Here is an 18,461-nt window from a genome sequence, read left to right as displayed (position 1 = left end):
TGGAAAGTAGAGGCTGATATGAACATGAAAGGGTGTGGAACAACAGGGGTTGCACTGGTTAGCCTTTTGCTGCTCTCCCTTCAGGCGCTGGCTTATGAGGGCAGCAGCACGGTTAATTTTAACGTCACGGGCACCATCGAGGCGCCCTCCTGCGAGGTGGCGGTGGAACCGTCGAACAGTATCGATTTAGGCACCGTTTCCTTGCAGACGTTCTCCGGGCATGCCGGGGCGAGCGGAGCCAGCGTACCGGTTAATCTGGTCTTTTCCAGCTGTTCCGCCGATGCGTCGGCGGTGACCATCGCATTTAGCGGTACCAGCTTCGATAGCACCCACGCTTCAATTTATAAAAACTTCCAGACAGGCAGCAATGGGGCCAGCGGCGTCGGTTTGCAGCTGCAGAGCATGGCCGACCAGCAGCCCCTTGGCCCCGGTGACCAGTATCTCTATACCTTTGGGGACGATGCAGATATCCATACGTTCAATATGGTGGCGCGCATGTATTCACCCTATGGCCAGGTGAGCCCCGGTATCGTCGGCTTTACCGCCACGTTTGATGTGGCTTACAAATAATGTTTCGACAGGGATGGGTATGAAAAAACTGATCTTCTTGTTCATGCTGGTAGTGTGTCCCGTCTATAGCTGGGCGGCCTGCACGGGAACCAACTATGGCGATGTCTCAATGACCAACCTGCCGGAAAAGATTCTGGTCAACGCCGGGAGCTACACCGCGGGTACCGTGCTGTATGACTCGGGGAAAATTACCCGCGCGCAAACGGAGCTGCTTAACTGCGAGGGAAGCACCTACGCGGTGTTTGCCTGGTCCTCGAACAATGCCGGGGCGCTGATAGGGGATAATATCTATGCCACCTCGGTGCAGGGGATCGGCCTCCGCGTCAAGGTGTGGCTCAATATCAGCGGTGAATATGACAACGATACAGATGATTTCAGCCCCGACTCGCAGGTACATTATATCGGCGATGTGAACTACTATCTCGGTAAGCCCACCGGCCTGTTTGATTATTATGCCTCGACCCATTACACCCCGGCATATCAGCTGCAGCTGGTGGCCACCGGCGGCGCTATCGCCAGCAACAGTCAATTATCGTTCAGCGATCCGGTGGCTACCGTATCGGCGAAGGATAGTAAGGGGACAATCTCCATTTCCCGGCTACATATCAGCGGCACCACCAGCATCCAGATGATCCCGATGGGATGCATCGTCAGTAGCAACAGTCTCAGTTTTGCCATGGGTAGCATCAATGCCAGCGAGTTTAACACCGCGACAAAGGTGGGGAGTGCGCAACAGCCCCTGACCCTCTCCTGCGAGCCTGGGACCAATGTTTTAATGCGGGTGGCGGCGACGCAAGCGAGCGGCAATAATCCTGGCAACACGGTGATGGCCTTAACGGCAGAGGAGAATGTTGCCACCGGGGTGGGGGTTCAGTTAAATATGGATGGCAAAGCGATGCCGTTGAATACTGACCTCAGTCTTTATTCCTCGGGCCGCACGACGGTGACCAACAGCGGCGCGGATGCCAGCTATAGCTATTTTACTAATCCCGACAATCCTGGTGGCGCGGCAGCCATGCAAACGCTCACCTTTACCACCAACTATTATAAAACAGGCAGCGCGGTGACCGCTGGTTCGGCAAACGCCACTGGGGTGATCACATTTACCTATAACTGAGTCGGCCAGAATACCCCCCTTCCCCGGATGATGTCGGGGAAGGGGAGGCGACGCTTAGTGCGCCTGGCCGCGTTCGATACCGATCCCGGTTTGTGAACGGATAAACTGGGCGCGGAACTGCTCGCGCTCGCGCAACCCTTCCGGTGAGTTATCGGTCGCGGAGAAGACCCAGATACCGATGAACGCGATGGCGATGGAGAACAGCGCCGGATATTCATACGGGAACAGCGCTTTCTCATGGCCGAGGATCTGCACCCAAATGGTGGGTCCGAGGATCATCAGGATCACTGCAGTCAACAGGCCCAGCCAGCCGCCGATCATCGCCCCGCGGGTGGTCAGCTTCGACCAGTACATCGACAGCAGAATAATCGGGAAGTTACAGCTGGCGGCGATGGAGAAGGCCAGGCCGACCATGAAAGCGATGTTCTGATTTTCAAACAGAATACCCAGCAGAATGGCCACCACCCCGAGGATCAGCACGGTGATCTTGGACACCTTCAGCTCCTGGCGCTCGGTCGCGCCCTTGCGGAAGACGTTGGCGTACAGGTCGTGCGACACCGCTGACGCGCCGGCGAGCGTCAGGCCAGCCACCACCGCCAGAATCGTGGCGAAAGCAACCGCCGAGATAAAGCCGAGGAACAGGTTACCGCCGACGGCATCCGCCAGATGCACCGCCGCCATATTATTGCCGCCGATAAGCTGCCCGGCTGCGTCTTTGAACACTGGGTTCGCGCCGACCAGCATGATGGCGCCAAAGCCGATGATAAAGGTCAGAATATAGAAGTAGCCCATAAAACCGGTGGCGTAGAACACGCTTTTACGCGCTTCTTTGGCGTCGCTCACGGTGAAGAAACGCATCAGGATATGAGGCAGGCCGGCGGTACCAAACATCAGGCCCAGACCCAGAGAGAGCGCCGATATCGGATCTTTCACCAGTCCGCCGGGACTCATAATCGCCGCCCCTTTCGGGTGGACGGCCATCGCCTCGGTAAACAGGTTATTGAAGCTGAAGCCGACGTGCTTCATCACCATAAAGGCCATAAAGCTGGCGCCGCACAGCAGCAGAACCGCTTTAATAATCTGCACCCAGGTGGTCGCCAGCATGCCGCCGAACAGGACATAGAGCACCATCAGCACGCCAACCAGCACCACCGCAACGTGGTAGTTGAGGCCGAACAGCAGCTGGATCAGCTTGCCGGCGCCCACCATCTGGGCAATCAGATACAGGGCCACCACCACCAGCGAACCGCAGGCGGAGAGGGTGCGGATCGGCCCCTGCTTCAGGCGGTACGAGGCGACGTCGGCAAAGGTATAGCGGCCAAGGTTACGCAGACGTTCGGCAATCAGAAACAGGATAATCGGCCAGCCGACGAGAAAGCCCAGCGAGTAGATCAGCCCGTCGTAGCCGGAGGTATACACCAGCGCGGAAATGCCGAGGAACGACGCCGCCGACATAAAGTCACCGGCAATCGCCAGCCCGTTCTGGAAGCCGGTAATATTGCCGCCGGCGGTATAATAATCGCTGCGCGAACGCACCCGTTTTGAGGCCCAGTAGGTGATGTACAGCGTCAGAGCGACGAAAATCAGGAACATGACTATCGCCTGCCAGTTGGTCGGCTGGCGCTGTACCGCGCCGGTTATCGCGTCTGCGGCGTGAGCGCCAAGGGGCAGTAGCGTGGCGGCGAGCGCCGTCAGGACTCTCTTGCTCATGCTTTTACCTCGTTCAGAACACTCTTGGTCAAACGATCGAATTCACCATTGGCCCGCCAGACATAAATACCGGTCAGGATAAACGAAATGACGATCACGCCAATGCCGATCGGGATCCCGCGGGTGACGCTGGTTCCGGCGTGCAGCGGGGTGCCGAGCCAGCCGGGTGCAAAGGCGATAAGCAAAATAAAGCCCACATAGATCACTAACATAATCACTGACAGAATGGCGGCAAACCGTTGCCGTGATGCAACTAACTCCCTGAAATGCGCACTATTTTCTATCCGCTGACAAAGTTGTTCATTCATCTTAGCGTCTCCAGAGGTCTCCCTTTCGTCACCCACACGGCGGACGCTGGCGGCAGCAACCCCTCCGGCGACGTAGCCGGGGCAGGGTTTGCTGACGGCGTTCCTGCGAGTGAAATCCTGGGGGAGGGACTTATTTTTATCCCCTCCCCGGAAGGGGGAGAGGGTGTAGGGAATCGGTCCTTACTTACGATGGCATGGTGATGGCCTGCTTCTCTTCGAGCAGTTTTTCCACGACGCCAGGATCGGCGAGGGTCGAAGTATCGCCGAGGTTGCTGGTGTCGCCCGCGGCAATCTTGCGCAGTATGCGGCGCATGATTTTGCCCGAGCGGGTTTTCGGTAGCGAATCGGTCCAGTGCAGCACATCCGGCGTCGCCAGCGGGCCGATCTCTTTGCGCACCCAGTTACGCACTTCGGCATACAGCTCCGGGGTAGGCTCTTCGCCGTGATTGAGCGTCACGTAAGCGTAGATGGCCTGGCCTTTGATGTTATGCGGGATCCCCACCACCGCCGCTTCGGCGATTTTCGGGTGCGAGACCAGCGCCGATTCGATCTCGGCGGTACCCAGGCGGTGGCCGGAGACGTTCAGGACGTCATCCACGCGGCCGGTGATCCAGTAGTAACCATCTTCATCACGGCGCGCGCCGTCGCCGCTAAAGTACATATTTTTGAAGGTGGAGAAGTAGGTTTGCTCAAAGCGTTCATGATCGCCGAACAGGGTACGCGCCTGGCCAGGCCAGGAGTCGGCGATGGCAAGATTGCCTTCGGTGGCGCCATCCAGCGGCAGGCCTTCGTTATCCACCAGCACCGGCTGGACGCCGAAGAACGGACGCGTCGCGGAGCCGGCCTTCAGTTCGATCGCGCCCGGCAGCGGGGTGATCATAAAGCCGCCGGTTTCGGTCTGCCACCAGGTGTCCATCACCGGGCACTTCTCGTTGCCGATCTTCTTCCAGTACCACTCCCAGGCTTCCGGGTTAATCGGTTCGCCGACCGAGCCGAGAATACGCAGGGAGGAGCGGTCTGTGCCTTCGATCGCTTTGTCGCCTTCCGCCATCAGGGCGCGGATAGCCGTCGGGGCGGTATAGAGAATGTTGACCTTATGCTTATCGACGACCTGACACATACGCGCCGGCGTTGGCCAGTTCGGCACCCCTTCGAACATCAGGGTAGTGGCGCCGCAGGCCAGCGGGCCGTACAGCAGATAGCTATGGCCGGTGACCCAGCCCACGTCGGCGGTGCACCAGTAAATATCGCCCGGATGGTAGTCGAAAACGTATTTAAAGGTGGTGGCCGCGTAGACCAGATAACCGCCGGTGGTGTGCAGCACCCCTTTCGGTTTTCCGGTGGAGCCGGAGGTATAGAGGATGAACAACGGATCTTCGGCGTTCATTTCGACGGGCCGGTGTTCGGCGCTGGCGTTCGCCATCAGATCGCTCCACCACAGGTCACGGCCTTCCTGCCAGTCGATGTTACCGCCGGTGCGTTTCAGGACCACCACGTGCTCAATGCTTTTGACGTTCGGGTTTTTCAGCGCGTCATCGACGTTTTTCTTCAGCGGGATGGCGCGACCGGCGCGTAGCCCTTCGTCAGCGGTGATCACCAGGCGCGAGCTGGAGTCGATAATGCGTCCGGCCACCGCCTCCGGCGAGAAGCCGCCGAAAATGACCGAGTGGATCGCCCCGATGCGGGCGCAGGCCAGCATCGCCACCGCGGCTTCCGGCACCATCGGCATATAGATGGCGACTACGTCGCCTTTTTTAATCCCAAGGTCGAGCAGGGCATTGGCGAAGCGGCACACGTCCGCATGCAGTTCACGGTAGGTGATATGCTTGCTCTGGCTGGCGTCGTCACCTTCCCAGATGATGGCGGTTTGATCGCCGCGCTCGGCGAGATGGCGATCGAGGCAGTTGGCGGCGAGGTTCAGGGTGCCGTCTTCATACCATTTGATGGAAATATTACCCGGTGCGAAGGAGGTGTTCTTCACGCGGGTATAGGGGCGTATCCAGTTGAGGATTTTGCCCTGCTCGCCCCAAAATGTATCAGGGTCGGTTATGGATTGTTGGTATTGCGCCTTGTACTGATCCGGGTTAATCAGGCAACGTTCCGCAATATTAGCGGGAATAGGGTGTTTGTGTATTTGGCTCATGGCTTTTTTTCTCCTTTGAACTTGTTAAATATATGTCAAACAAACGTTAATAGTAGGGGTTCTGACAGCTTTGTTTGTTAATTGGGGGGCAGATCACGCAATGATTAAACTGAGTGAAATTTCATCAAATGAAACTTTGAAGTGAAATAATTACGGAAATGAATTTATAGAAACTGATGGTGTGAAATATTTTTTATTACAAATACTTATGCAATGTAACTGGGGGAAATTCGCTGCTTTATGCATAAAAGCAGAGGAAAGCCCTGTTCTTAAAGGCTTGCACAGCATGCCGTGCAAATGATACTGATATTGCGCGTTAAATAACCCTACAAAGCAACGCAACACAATTCATACCCCCTGCAGTGGGTACCATGACGAAAAGGAATGGTGCCTTTCATTGAGGAAGTCAGTAGTGAAGAAAACAAAAAAAGTCAGTCTGGCCTGGCAAATTTTGCTAGCCCTGGTGCTGGGTATCCTTCTGGGCAGTTATCTGCATTACCACGCCGAAAGTCGCGATTGGTTAATTAGCAATTTGCTGACGCCGGCGGGCGATATCTTTATCCATCTGATTAAAATGATCGTGGTCCCGATTGTCATTTCGACCCTGGTGGTCGGGATTGCCGGCGTTGGCGATGCCAAACAGTTAGGCCGGATCGGTGCCAAAACCATTATCTATTTCGAAGTGATCACCACGGTGGCGATTGTGCTGGGTATTACCCTGGCCAACGTTTTCCAGCCGGGAACGGGCATTGATATGTCGCAGCTGGCGGCGGTCGATATTTCGAAATACCAAAGCACCACTGCCGAGGTGCAGAGCCATGCGCATGGCCTGATGGGCACTATCCTGTCGCTGGTGCCGACCAACATCGTGGCGTCGATGGCGAAAGGCGATATGCTGCCGATTATCTTCTTCTCGGTGCTGTTTGGTCTGGGGCTCTCCTCGCTGCCGGCGACCCACCGTGAGCCGCTGGTGACGGTCTTCCGCTCCATCTCCGAAACCATGTTTAAAGTCACCCACATGGTGATGCGCTATGCGCCGATCGGGGTGTTCGCTCTGATTTCGGTGACCGTCGCCACCTTTGGTTTCGCCTCGCTGTGGCCGTTGGCCAAGCTGGTGCTGCTGGTTTACTTCGCGATCCTGTTCTTCGCGCTGGTGGTGCTGGGGATTGTCGCGCGTCTGTGCGGTCTGAGCATCTGGATCCTGATCCGCATCCTGAAGGATGAGCTGATTCTGGCTTACTCCACCGCCAGTTCAGAGAGCGTGCTGCCGCGTATTATCGAGAAGATGGAAGCCTATGGCGCACCTGCGTCGATCACCAGCTTTGTGGTGCCGACCGGTTACTCCTTTAACCTCGATGGCTCAACGCTGTATCAGAGCATCGCGGCGATCTTTATCGCCCAGCTGTATGGTATCGACCTCTCCATCTGGCAGGAGATCACCCTGGTGCTGACCCTGATGGTGACCTCTAAAGGGATCGCCGGCGTGCCGGGCGTCTCCTTCGTGGTGCTGCTGGCCACCCTGGGTAGCGTCGGGATCCCGCTGGAAGGCCTCGCCTTTATTGCCGGCGTCGACCGTATTCTCGACATGGCGCGTACTGCGCTGAACGTGGTGGGTAATGCGCTGGCGGTGCTGGTTATCGCCAAGTGGGAGCATAAGTTCGACCGCAAAAAAGCGCTGGCGTATGAACGCGAAGTGCTGGGCAAGTTTGATAAAACCGCCCAATAAAACACAAAGCCCGGCGCTGGTACGCCGGGCTTTTTCTTATCCTTTACTGATCCGGTCAAACTCTTCGCAACCGGTATCAAACCCCTCCAGACAACTGACGTTGAGCCAGTGCAGCGCCTTCTGTTTATTCGGCTCGATAAAGCCTTTCTCTCCCTGCTGGAACATCATCCCGGCCCAGTATTCGGCATAGCCGGTCCGCGAGAGCGCCGAGCTGCCTTTGAAGTATTCGCTCGCTTTCACATCATCTTCCGGGCCGTGCACGCCGCTGGCGTAGATCAGCCCCAGCAGCATCTGGGCGTCGACCGCCGCATCGCTTTCGCTATCCCGGGCGGCATCCTGCAGCAGCGTGATGGCGTGCGCCACATCGGTGGGGCCAGCCTGACGGTTGACCAGCACCCGCGCGAGGACGATCTCCCCGGATTTACTGCCGGCTTCGACGGCTTTTTCCGCCAGCTGGCGGGCCTGCGGATAGTCCGCCTGCTGGGGGTTGCGAATTTTGAGCTGCGCCAGCAGCGCCAGCGCATCGCCATCGCCCTGGGCGGCCGCTTTCTGTGCCCAGTATTCGGCTTTCTGATAATCGCCGGAGCTGACCCAGGTATCGGCAAGATAATATTGTGCGCGTCGATCGCCGGCTTCCGCCTGCTGTTGATACTGACTGCCGGGTTCGGTGGCCACCGCTGCGCCGCTGGTGAAAACCAGTAAAAATAAAAAGAGGTATTTCATTTGTATTTATTATCAGTAAGGAACATAGCGCGCAGTATAAAGGGAGGCGAAAAAGAAGAAAATGGCAGGAATTAGCGGTGTGAATACCCGGAGAAGGCGCAACGCACCGCCTCCGGGGAAAATCCCCGGTAGCGCTACCGCTTACCGGGGCTACAGCGTTGTGCGATTTGGTAGCCCGGAGAAGGCGCAACGCACCGCCTCCCGGGAAAATCCCCGGTAGCGCTACCGCTTGCCGGGGCTACAGCGTTGTGTGATTTGGTAGCCCGGAGAAGGCGCAATGCGCCGCCTCCGGGGAAAATCCCCGGTAGCGCTACCGCTTACCGGGGCTACAGCGTTGTGTGATTTGGTAGCCCGGAGAAGGCGCAATGCGCCGCCTCCGGGGAAAATCCCCGGTAGCGCTACCGCTTACCGGGGCTACAGCGTTGTGTGATTTGGTAGCCCGGAGAAGGCGCAATGCGCCGCCTCCGGGGAAAATCCCCGGTACGCTATCGCTTACCGGGGCTACTCAATGGTACAAAGGTTCGAACCTTAACCCATTGCGCTTTCGCGCAGGCGGGCTTTCAGCTTGTTGTACTCATCGATCACGTACTGTTCTGCCGCGCGCTGATCGGCAATCCGCTCAACGTTGACCGCGCAGTACTTGTACTCCGGCGTTTTGGTTATCGGACTCAGGTTCTCCGACACCAGCTCGTTACAGGCACCAATCCACCACTGGTAGGTCATGTACACCGCGCCTTTATTCGGCCGGTCGCTGACCTGTGCGCGAGTGATGATGCGGCCCTTACGCGAATTCACCCACACCAGCGCTTCATCTTCGATGCCTAACCGTTCGGCATCGGCGGTGTTGATTTGCGCATAGCCAGGCTCATCCGCCAGCGCCGCCAGCGCCGCGCAGTTACCGGTCATTGAACGACACGAGTAGTGGCCGACTTCGCGCACCGTCGACAGCACCATTGGGTACTCGTCGGTAAGCTTATCGATCGGCGCGACCCAGTCGCAGGTGAAGAACTGCGCCAGCCCGTTCGGGGTATCGAATTTCTCTTTAAACAGATACGACGTCCCCTGGTCGGCGTCGGACTCATCGCGGCACGGCCACATGACATAGCCGAGCTCACCCATTTTCTCGTAGGTGGCGCCGTAGAAGTCCGGACACAGATGCCGCAACTCATCCCAAATCTCCTGGGTGTTGTTGTAGTGCATCGGATAGCCCATCCGGGTGGCGATTTCGCTGATGATCTGCCAGTCGGTTTTCAGGTCCCACTTCGGCTCCACCGCTTTAAAGAAGCGCTGGAAGCCGCGGTCCGCTGCGGTATAGACGCCTTCGTGCTCGCCCCACGAGGTGGACGGCAGGATGACGTCGGCCGCGGAGGCGGTTTTGGTCATGAAAATATCCTGGACGATAACCAGTTCCAGATCGTCGAATGCTTTGCGGACCGCCGAGAGTTCGGCATCGGTCTGCAGCGGATCTTCACCCATAATGTACGCCGCCCGCACTTCACCGTGCGCCGCGCGGTGCGGCAATTCGCTGATGCGATAGCCGGTATGCGCCGGCAGGCTTTCCACGCCCCAGGCTTTGGCGAATTTCTCGCGGTTCTCCGGGAACTTGACGTACTGGTAGCCCGGATAGGTGTCCGGCAGTGCGCCCATATCGCAGGCGCCCTGGACGTTGTTCTGACCGCGCACCGGGTTGACGCCGACGCTCGGCTTGCCGAGGTTGCCGGTGAGAATGGCCAGGCTGGTCAGCGACCGTACTGTCTCCACGCCCTGGTAGAACTGGGTGACGCCCATGCCCCACAGGATGGCGGCGGATTTGGCGCTGGCGTACATCCGGGCGCAGGCGCGGATCTCCTGGGCGCTGACCCCGGTGATCTCTTCTACCGACTCCGGCGTATAGCCTTCAACGATTTTTCGATACTCCTCGAAGCCTTCGGAACGGCTGGCGACGAAGGATTTATCGTACAGATCCTCTTCAATAATCACGTGGCCAATGGCGTTGAGCAGCGCGATATTCGAGCCGTTCTTCAGCGCAATGTGCATATCGGCGATGCGCGCAGTCTCAATTTTGCGCGGGTCGCAGACGATAATTTTCGCCCCGTTGCGTTTAGCGTTAATGACGTGATTCGCCACGATAGGGTGGGAATCCGCCGGGTTATAACCGAAGATAAACACCAGATCGGTGTTATCAATCTCCGTGATGGCATTACTCATGGCGCCGTTACCGACCGACTGGTGCAGACCTGCAACCGAAGGGCCGTGTCAGACGCGAGCGCAGCAGTCGACGTTATTGGTACCAATAACGGCGCGCGCGAATTTTTGCATCACATAGTTGGTTTCATTACCGGTGCCGCGGGAGGAGCCGGTGGTTTGGATTGCATCCGGGCCATATTTGGCTTTAATGGCGCTGAGACGGGTGGCGACGTAATCCAGCGCCTCGTCCCAGGAGACGGCTTCCAGCTTGCCGCCGCGTTCACGACGGATCATAGGGGTTTTCAGGCGCGGCGTCAGGATCTGGGTATCATTAATGAAGTCCCAGCCATAATAGCCCTTCAGGCACAGGGTTCCCTGGTTGGTTTTCCCCTGCGCCGCTTCAGCCCGAACGATTTTGCCGTTATCGACCACCAGGTTGATTTTGCAACCTGATGCGCAATACGGGCAAACCGTGACGACTTTTTTCATCGGTCTTGCTCCAGTTATTCAATGGGCGCGTTTGCGCTATCGCGCCGTCACTATGCATCTTCTATGCCATATTTTCACTGTGGGTATTCCTTGATAATACGTGGCTTTTTTGGGCGAAATGCTGACGAAAAACAGCCTGTCGACAGATTTGACGTGTCGATACGCTGGAGATGTGACGGCGCTTGAAAAAATGTCACCGGGAGAGGAATTTGTCGGCGCACCCTTGCAGAATCGATCAGACTGACACTATTTCCCGGCGGGCAGAGGCAAAAATGAAACCAGTCATTCTGGTGGTGGATGATGACAGGGCGATGGGCGAGCTGCTCAGCGATGTGCTTGGCGCGCACGCGTTTGAAGTATTGGTCTGCCAGACCGGCGGCGACGCGCTGGCGAGGGTGGCGCAGCGGGCAGACATCGCGCTGGTTTTGCTGGATATGATCCTGCCGGATACCCATGGTCTGCAGGTGCTTCAGCAGCTGCAGCGCACGCGGCCTGAGCTGCCGGTGGTGATGCTGTCTGGTCTGGGCAGTGAGTCTGATGTAGTGGTGGGCCTGGAGATGGGCGCCGATGATTACATCGCCAAACCTTTCAGCTCGCGGGTGGTGGTCGCCCGGGTGAAAGCGGTACTGCGACGCAGCGGGGCGCTGGCCGGCGAGACGTCGGGCGTCGGCAGCGGCCTGACGTTTAACGGCTGGCGGCTGGATACCACGCGCTGCGAACTGTATAACCCGCAGCAGCAGGCGATCCCGCTGACCCAGGGAGAATATGGCCTGCTGCTGGCGCTGGCGCAGAACGCGCGCCGGGTATTGAATCGCGAACAGCTGCTGGCGCTGACTCATAATGAAAGCACTGAGGTGTTCGACCGGACCATCGACGTGCTGATCATGCGCCTGCGCCGCAAAATCGAGTTAAACCCGCATCAGCCGACGTTGATTAAAACCCTGCGCGGTCTGGGCTATGTCTTTTCCGCCGACGTGACCCACAGCGAGAAGGCGGCGTAGGGCGGGGGCTGCCAACCCGCTCTTGACTTTATTTGGCGCAGCGAGTTTACTTTTTTTATTAAAGTGACACCCTGGGTTAATCTATGCCATCAAAATTAAACTGGCTGCTGCAAAACAGTGCTCCCGGAGATGTGATCCTTCAGTCTTGGTTAAGCCGGCATGCCATCTCTCCCTCTCTGGCCTTTAAATACACGCAAAGTGGCTGGTTAAAAAAACGAGGCAACGGCGTATACGCGCGTGCGGGACGTGAGCCAGAGTGGAACGATGCATTAGCATGTTTGCAAAATCAGCTAGCCGCTCCGGTGTATGTCGCGGGGCTCAGTAGCTTAGTCTGGCAGGGCCGTTCACACTATCTTCAGCTAAAACAAAACCAGTGCTGGCTGAGTATGGAAAATAAAGCGCTGCTGCCAAAATGGTTCAGGGAATTCCCGGGTGTGGAGTGGATAGTCATATCGGGGCAAAAACTACCGGTGCTGGATGATAAATACCGCGTAATGCTTGATGTAAAAGGGAAAAGACTCACCGGCAGTGCGCCGGAACTGGCTGCTTACGAGTTGTTGAGCGCGGTACCGGGGACCCTCTCATTTAACCACGCGGCAGAGCTTTTCCAGGGACTGGTTAATCTTAATCCTCGTAAAGTAGAGTATCTGCTTTCTGTCAGCCAGTCCGTGCAGACCAAGCGTTTGTATCTCTTTTTCGCCAGTTTTTACGAGCATGGTTGGCTCAGACGAATCGATAGCCAAAAAATCGATCTGGGAGCGGGTAAGCGGCAAATCGTGGTAAATGGCAAGTTCAATGCTCAATACCAAATCACTGTGCCTGAACGCTTTCAAAAGGAATAAAAAATAGGGATATACAGGCGCCCTATTATCGGCAGGTTGCTCTGTTAATGCAGGTTTTACCCTATGTTGCCGTCGAACGGGAATTTGCGCTGAAAGGTGGCACGGCAATCAATCTCTTTATCCGTGATTTCCCACGATTATCGGTGGATATCGACCTCGCCTGGGTGCCCCTGGAAAGCAGAGCGATCGCTTTACCTCATATACGGGATGCGCTTGCACGTATTGCCGCCAATCTGCAACAACAGGCAGGTATGAACGCTGTATTACAAGCTAATCGTTCCGATGAGATGCGTGTCATTGTTACTACCGATAGCGCACAAATAAAGATAGAGGTCTCACCGGTCGCACGGGGAACATTATATCCGCCACAGGAGCGAGAAGTGGTGGGGGCGGTAGAGGACGTTTTTGGCTATGCCAGCCTTCCGGTGGTTTCGTTGCCCGATCTCTACGGTGGAAAATTATGCGCGGCGCTGGATCGCCAGCATCCCAGAGATTTTTATGATGTGAAATTACTTCTTGATGCGCAGGAGCTTAACCGTCCCATTTTCAATGGGTTTATCGCGTATTTACTTAGCCATAATCGGCCTCTGGCTGAAGTGCTTAGTCCTCGCTGGAAAGATATTGCTGAACCCTTTTACCGTGAATTCAGCGGGATGACATTTGAGACGATAGCCCTGGAGGAACTGACAGCAGTCCCCTACAGGATGATTGATGCGTTAAAATCCTGTTTCACGCAACAGGATGTCGATTTTTTGCTGTCATTTAAACGAGGCGAACCAGACTGGCGTTTAGCGCCGGAAACGCGTATTCAGGATTTGCCTGCCGTGCAGTGGAAATTGCGCAATATTCATCAGATGCCAGCGATAAAACGCGCTGAGTCATTAGATAAACTGGAAAAGGTGTTGGCCGAGTGGCGCAGTTAGTTACCTGGCCCGCCCTTGTTGAACTCAGCGTAAAACAGGCGTGATTTGAAAAAACCGTATCCCTTTTCTCGCCATGATACGTCGTTCTCCTGTGGCATCGCCCTGATAGCGGGATCTACCCAGTCTAACCATTCTGCAACTGAATAAACGCCTGCAGCTCAGGGAGCGTTTTGGCGCCGTCGATCGCATTGGCGGCCTGCAGGCTGGCGCGGGCGCAGGCGTGGGCCAGCTGCAGACTGTCGGTTAACGGCCAGCGTTCGTGACTGCCATACAGCAGGCCCGCACAGAAGGCATCCCCCGCGCCGACGCTGCCGATAATCTCCTCCGGCGGCAGCCGCCATGACGGTACCCAGCGCCCGGCTTCCGTGCGGGATACACCCCATGCCCCCTCCGGACAATGGATCACCACCCGCTGGCGCACGCCGGCGTCAAGTAATGCGCTGGCGGCGCGGGCGATATTAGCGACGTGCGGCTCGCCGTTGGGCAGACGGATTTCCAGCCCGCTAAACTCACTGGCCTCCAGCTCATTGATGGTCAGGTAGTCGAGATGCGCCAGCGCCGGCAGGACCAGCGGCCGGTAGCGCGGATCGCCTTTGCGCGACACCAGGTCGAGGGACACTTCATAGCCTCGATCGCGCATCTGCGCCAGCAGTCGCGCACTGCGGGTGCCGAACGCCTCGTCGGGCCGATCAAGGCTTTCGAGCAGCAGCAGATAGCCGAGATGGAAAATCTTCAGCGGCGCATCCAGCGGCTCAAAGGCCGGGAGGTCAAGCAGGCGGTTGGCGCCGGGTGAGTGAAAGAAGGTGCGCTGGCCGTCGGCGTCGGTCATCACCTGGGTCATCGAGGTGGGGGCGGAGCTGGTGCGCTGCACGAGCTGGCGATTGATATGGTACTGATCGAGCATGGCGGTAATGTAGTCGCCGTCGTTATCCTCGCCAATCAGGCCAACCGCCTGCAGCGGCAGTCCGGCATGCATTTTAGCCAGGGTCAGCAGGACATTCAGCGGCGCGCCGCCGGTGGCGCGTTCGCTATGGACAATTTCCACCAGCCAGCCGCGCTCCGGCCACTGCCTGATCTGGTGGACATGATCGACCAGCATGTTGCCTGCGGCAATAATCCCTTTACGTTCCATGATCGCTACTCCGCGCCGTCATACTTGTTAAGCGTAGCGCACAATCGGCGGAACGATTGTGCGCCGGGTTGCGCTTATTTCACGGTCCAGCCTTTGTAAGAGCTGACGTTGTTTTTGTCGATCATCGTCACCGGGATTAGCACTGGCGCGGTCGGCGCCGGTTTGCCCTGCAGGATGTCGTAGCCAATCTCCACCGCCTTCGCCGCCATGACCTGCGGATCCTGCGCCGGCGTCGCGACGAACAGGGAGTTCTTACGCTTCAGCGCCTCTTCGCCGTCCGGGCTGCCGTCGACGCCCACAATGAAGAATTCGCTACGCTGCGCCTGTTTTGCCGCCAGATCGGCGCCAATCGCCGTCGGATCGTTGATCGCGAACACGCCGTCAATCTTCGGATTGGCCGCCAGCAGGGAGGTCATCACCTCCAGGCCGCCTTCCCGGCTGCCTTTGGCGTTCTGGTTGGCGGAGAGAATTTTTATATCCGGGTGTTTTTTGAACTCCGTTTCGCAGCCTTCGACGCGGTTTTGAACGGCGGAGACCGGCGGCCCGTTGATGATCACCACGTTGCCTTTGTTGTTCAGGCGGTCGCTAATGTATTTACAGGCCAGCTCGCCCGCCTGGGTGTTATCGGAGGTAATGGTGGCGTCGGCGCCTTCGGCGGCGACGTCAACCGCCACCACCACGATCCCGGCCTCTTTGGCTCGCTTCACCGCCGGGCCAATGCCCTTCGAATCGGCGGCGTTGAGGATGATCATATCGACTTTGGCGGCGATAAAGTTATCGATCTGCGCCACCTGCTGGCCCAAATCGTAGCCGCTGGAGACCAGCGTCACTTTGACGTTATCTCCCGCCAGCTTACGGGCCTCCAGCTCCGCCCCTTTGGTGATCTGCACAAAGAACGGGTTGGCAAGGTCGCCCACCGTCACGCCAATCGCTTTCAGCTCTTTGGCCGACGCAAAGGGGGAGGCGGCCAGCAGCGCGCCAGCACACAGCGCGGTCACTATCGGTTTTAAACGCATTCGCTTTTCCTCGCAGGTAAGATGTTGTTGTTATGCACTTTGATGGTGTCGGGTACGGTATTTGTCGATCAGCACCGCAATGATGATCACCGCCCCTTTGATCACCAGTTGCCAGAAGTAGGAGACCCCCATCAGGGTCATGCCGTTATTGAGGGTGGCGATAATCAGCGCCCCCACCAGCGTACCGGTGATGGTGCCGATACCGCCGACAAAGCTGGTGCCGCCGAGGATCACCGCGGCGATGGCATCCAGCTCGTAGCCGACGCCGAGGTTGCCGTTGGCGCTGTACAGCCGCGAGGCGCTCATCACCCCGCCAAGACCGGAGAGCAGGCCGCTCATGCCGTAGACAAACAGCAGCACCAGCCAGACTTTGATGCCGGTCAGCCGCGCCGCCTGCATGTTGCCGCCCACCGCGTAGATATGCACCCCAAGGGTAGTGCGGCGCAGGATAAACCAGCACACCGCGATAACCGCCAGGGCGATGACCACCAGCCACGGCACCGGGCCGAGATAGTCATTGCCGATCCACTCAAAGCTGATATCGGAGTTGATCACCGTGGTGCCGTCAGCCAGCAGATAGGCGGCGCCGCGCAGCGCCGTGTAGGTGCCGAGGGTGACGATAAACGGCGGTAGCCCGGCGAAGGCGACCAGCGCGCCGTTGAACAGCCCGAGCAGCAGGCCGAGCATCAGCGCCGCCGGAATCGACAGCAACGCAAACGCCGGGATCAGTGAGACCACCATTGCCGCCACCGCCGTGGTGCCGAGGATGGAGCCGACGGAGAGGTCAATGCCGCCGGTGAGGATGATGAAGGTCATTCCCGCCGCCAGTACAATGTTGATCGAGGCCTGGCGGGTGATATTCAGCAGATTGCTTTCCGTGAAGAAGTTGGGGGCGATAAAGCCGAACACGGCGACGATCAGGATGAGGATCGGCAGAATGCCGACGGTCTGCATCAGGTCGCCCATCAACATTTTTTTCGCCGAAGCGGATTTCGCGACCGGCGCGGAGGTCTCTTTCGGTATGCTCATAGTTGCCCTGCCTTTAGGTGAGAATCGTTCACGCCGGTGGCCAGCGTCATGATGCTTTCCTGGCTGATATCGCCGGCCTGCAGCTCGCCGGCGATAGCGCCCTCGCGCATCACATAGACCCGGTCGCTCATGCCCACCACTTCGGGCAGCTCGCTGGAGATCATCAGAATGGCGACGCCCTGGCGCGCCATGTCGTTCATGATGCGGTAAATCTCGCTTTTCGCGCCGACGTCGACGCCGCGGGTGGGTTCATCGAGGATCAGGATGCGCGGGCCAATCGCCACCCAGCGTGAAATCAATAATTTCTGCTGGTTGCCGCCGGACAGCCCGCCGGCGCGCACCTGGGCGTGCGGCACGCGGATGTTAAGCAACTGGATGGCGTCATCGGAGATGGTTTGCGCCTTCCGGCGGTTGAGCATCCCCCAGTTCGCGTCGCGCTCCAGCGTCGCCATGGTGATGTTTTCCTGGGCCGCCAGTTCGAGAAACAACCCCTGCTCTTTGCGGTTTTCGGTCAGAAAGCCGATCCCGAGGTCGATGGCTTCGCGGGGCGAGTGGATCACCACCGGCTCGCCGTCGATCTCAATCACCCCGCCGGTGGCTTTGCGCACCCCGAAGATCAGCTGCGCCAGTTCGGAACGTCCAGCGCCGACCAGTCCGGCGAGGCCGACGATTTCGCCAGCATGCACCACCAGGCTGCTGGGCTTCACCTTGCCGCCATCGGTCAGCGCCTCGACCCGCAGGCGCGGCTGGCCGCGGGGGATGTCACGTTCTTTATTGAACAGATCGCTGAGCGGGCGGCCGACCATCATGCGCACCAGCTCCGGCGCGTTGAGCTTGTCGCGTACCAGGCTGCCGACATACTGCCCGTCGCGCAGGACGCTGACGCGGTCGGAAAGTTCATACACTTCCGCCATGCGGTGGCTGATATAGATAATCGCCATCCCCTCATCGCGCAGGCGCAGGATGAGATCGAACAGGCGCTGGGTTTCCCGCGAGGAGAGGGCGGCGGTGGGTTCATCCATTACCAGAATGCGGCTTTGACGGTGCAGCGCGCGGGCGATCTCCACCTGCTGCTGTTCGGCGATGGTCAGGGTCATCACCCGGTCGCTGGCTTTGAACTGGGCGCCGAGACGGTCGATCACCGCCTGCGCCTGGCTGAGCATCGCTTTACGCTGCACCAGACCACCGCGCGCCAGCTCGCTGCCGAGGAAAATGTTTTCCGCGACGGTGAGGTTCGGCGCCAGCTGCATCTCCTGGTAGATCAGCGTGATCCCGGCGGCCAGCGCATCTTTTGGGCCGCGGATGGTTTGTGGTTTGCCGTCGATCAGGATCTCGCCGCTGGTGGCGGTATAGGCGCCAGCGAGGATCTTCATCAGTGTGCTTTTTCCGGCGCCGTTTTCGCCCATCAGGGCATGGATCTCGCCGGGCCAGACCGTCAGGTCGACGCCCTTCAGCGCGTAGAATTTGCCAAAAGCTTTGGCGATATGGCGCATTTCCAGTACCGGGGTGGCGGTCATCGCGGCGCTCCTGTCTGTGAGAACATAG

General features: G+C 58.1%; 15 protein-coding genes and 1 pseudogene. 7 read left to right on the top strand and 9 right to left on the bottom strand.

The features are described from left to right. Nucleotides 1-24: 24 nt before the first annotated feature. Together B8P98_RS25860 and B8P98_RS25855 are read left to right on the top strand one after the other, a co-directional pair. A complete protein-coding gene (locus B8P98_RS25860; protein ID WP_370511766.1) occupies nt 25-570 on the top strand; it encodes a fimbrial protein in 546 nt (181 codons plus the stop codon). Nucleotides 571-589: 19 nt separating this feature from the next. Then, nucleotides 590-1,687, top strand: a complete 1,098-nt coding sequence (locus B8P98_RS25855) for a type 1 fimbrial protein (RefSeq protein WP_095033558.1) — start codon at nt 590-592, stop codon at nt 1,685-1,687. A 54-nt stretch (nt 1,688-1,741) separates the two neighbouring features. Here the strand turns inward: B8P98_RS25855 and actP are convergent, their stop codons facing one another. The 3 genes from actP to acs all read right to left on the bottom strand — a co-directional run bounded on the left by actP (nt 1,742) and on the right by acs (nt 5,848). Further along, on the bottom strand, nt 1,742-3,397 hold the full coding sequence (actP, locus tag B8P98_RS25850) for a cation/acetate symporter ActP (RefSeq protein WP_080924785.1): 1,656 nt from the start codon (nt 3,395-3,397) through the stop codon (nt 1,742-1,744). Next, entirely contained in the window at nt 3,394-3,705 is a 312-nt protein-coding gene (locus B8P98_RS25845; RefSeq protein WP_080924784.1) for a DUF485 domain-containing protein, read from the bottom strand. Before B8P98_RS25845 ends, actP begins: the two co-directional genes overlap by 4 nt. Nucleotides 3,706-3,889: 184 nt before the next feature. Beyond that, entirely contained in the window at nt 3,890-5,848 is a 1,959-nt protein-coding gene (gene acs / locus B8P98_RS25835) for an acetate--CoA ligase (protein WP_095033556.1), read from the bottom strand. Between the two features lie 100 nt (nt 5,849-5,948). Here acs and B8P98_RS31280 point away from each other — a divergent pair. Then, nucleotides 5,949-6,149, top strand: a pseudogene (locus tag B8P98_RS31280) (hypothetical protein). 111 nt (nt 6,150-6,260) lie between these two features. After that, nucleotides 6,261-7,574 (top strand): glutamate/aspartate:proton symporter GltP, encoded by a 1,314-nt coding sequence (gene gltP / locus B8P98_RS25825; protein WP_012543161.1) that lies wholly within the window; start codon nt 6,261-6,263, stop codon nt 7,572-7,574. Between the two features lie 36 nt (nt 7,575-7,610). On the opposite strand, the gene B8P98_RS25820 is transcribed toward gltP, so the two are convergent. Further along, a complete protein-coding gene (locus tag B8P98_RS25820; protein WP_025712555.1) occupies nt 7,611-8,297 on the bottom strand; it encodes a tetratricopeptide repeat protein in 687 nt (228 codons plus the stop codon). Between the two features lie 528 nt (nt 8,298-8,825). Further along, a complete protein-coding gene (fdhF, locus tag B8P98_RS25815; protein ID WP_077598918.1) occupies nt 8,826-10,973 on the bottom strand; it encodes a formate dehydrogenase subunit alpha in 2,148 nt (715 codons plus the stop codon). Between the two features lie 272 nt (nt 10,974-11,245). Between fdhF and B8P98_RS25810 the strand changes: the two genes are divergently transcribed. The 3 genes from B8P98_RS25810 to B8P98_RS25800 all read left to right on the top strand — a co-directional run bounded on the left by B8P98_RS25810 (nt 11,246) and on the right by B8P98_RS25800 (nt 13,739). Beyond that, nucleotides 11,246-11,974, top strand: coding sequence for a response regulator transcription factor (locus B8P98_RS25810; RefSeq protein ID WP_095033555.1), 729 nt, complete (start codon nt 11,246-11,248; stop codon nt 11,972-11,974). An 83-nt stretch (nt 11,975-12,057) separates the two neighbouring features. Beyond that, nucleotides 12,058-12,816, top strand: a complete 759-nt coding sequence (locus tag B8P98_RS25805; RefSeq protein WP_040971113.1) for a type IV toxin-antitoxin system AbiEi family antitoxin — start codon at nt 12,058-12,060, stop codon at nt 12,814-12,816. A 47-nt stretch (nt 12,817-12,863) separates the two neighbouring features. Further along, nucleotides 12,864-13,739, top strand: coding sequence for a nucleotidyl transferase AbiEii/AbiGii toxin family protein (locus B8P98_RS25800; RefSeq protein ID WP_080924696.1), 876 nt, complete (start codon nt 12,864-12,866; stop codon nt 13,737-13,739). A 124-nt stretch (nt 13,740-13,863) separates the two neighbouring features. Here B8P98_RS25800 and B8P98_RS25795 read toward each other — a convergent pair whose 3' ends face one another. From B8P98_RS25795 to B8P98_RS25780, 4 genes are all read right to left on the bottom strand, one after another. Next, the gene (locus B8P98_RS25795) at nt 13,864-14,871 is read right to left on the bottom strand and encodes a carbohydrate kinase family protein (protein WP_080924695.1); all 1,008 of its coding nucleotides are present in this window, start codon (nt 14,869-14,871) and stop codon (nt 13,864-13,866) included. A gap of 74 nt (nt 14,872-14,945) precedes the next feature. Next, on the bottom strand, nt 14,946-15,887 hold the full coding sequence (locus B8P98_RS25790) for an ABC transporter substrate-binding protein (protein ID WP_002885156.1): 942 nt from the start codon (nt 15,885-15,887) through the stop codon (nt 14,946-14,948). Between the two features lie 30 nt (nt 15,888-15,917). Further along, nucleotides 15,918-16,916: an ABC transporter permease subunit gene (locus tag B8P98_RS25785; protein WP_002885172.1), complete on the bottom strand. Its 999-nt coding sequence runs from the start codon at nt 16,914-16,916 to the stop codon at nt 15,918-15,920. Then, nucleotides 16,913-18,433 (bottom strand): sugar ABC transporter ATP-binding protein, encoded by a 1,521-nt coding sequence (locus B8P98_RS25780; protein WP_025712561.1) that lies wholly within the window; start codon nt 18,431-18,433, stop codon nt 16,913-16,915. Before B8P98_RS25780 ends, B8P98_RS25785 begins: the two co-directional genes overlap by 4 nt. Nucleotides 18,434-18,461 lie beyond the last annotated feature (28 nt).

The sequence above is a fragment of the Klebsiella quasivariicola genome, assembly GCF_002269255.1.
GTDB lineage: Bacteria > Pseudomonadota > Gammaproteobacteria > Enterobacterales > Enterobacteriaceae > Klebsiella > Klebsiella quasivariicola.
This window is presented reverse-complemented; position numbering and strand designations above follow the sequence as displayed.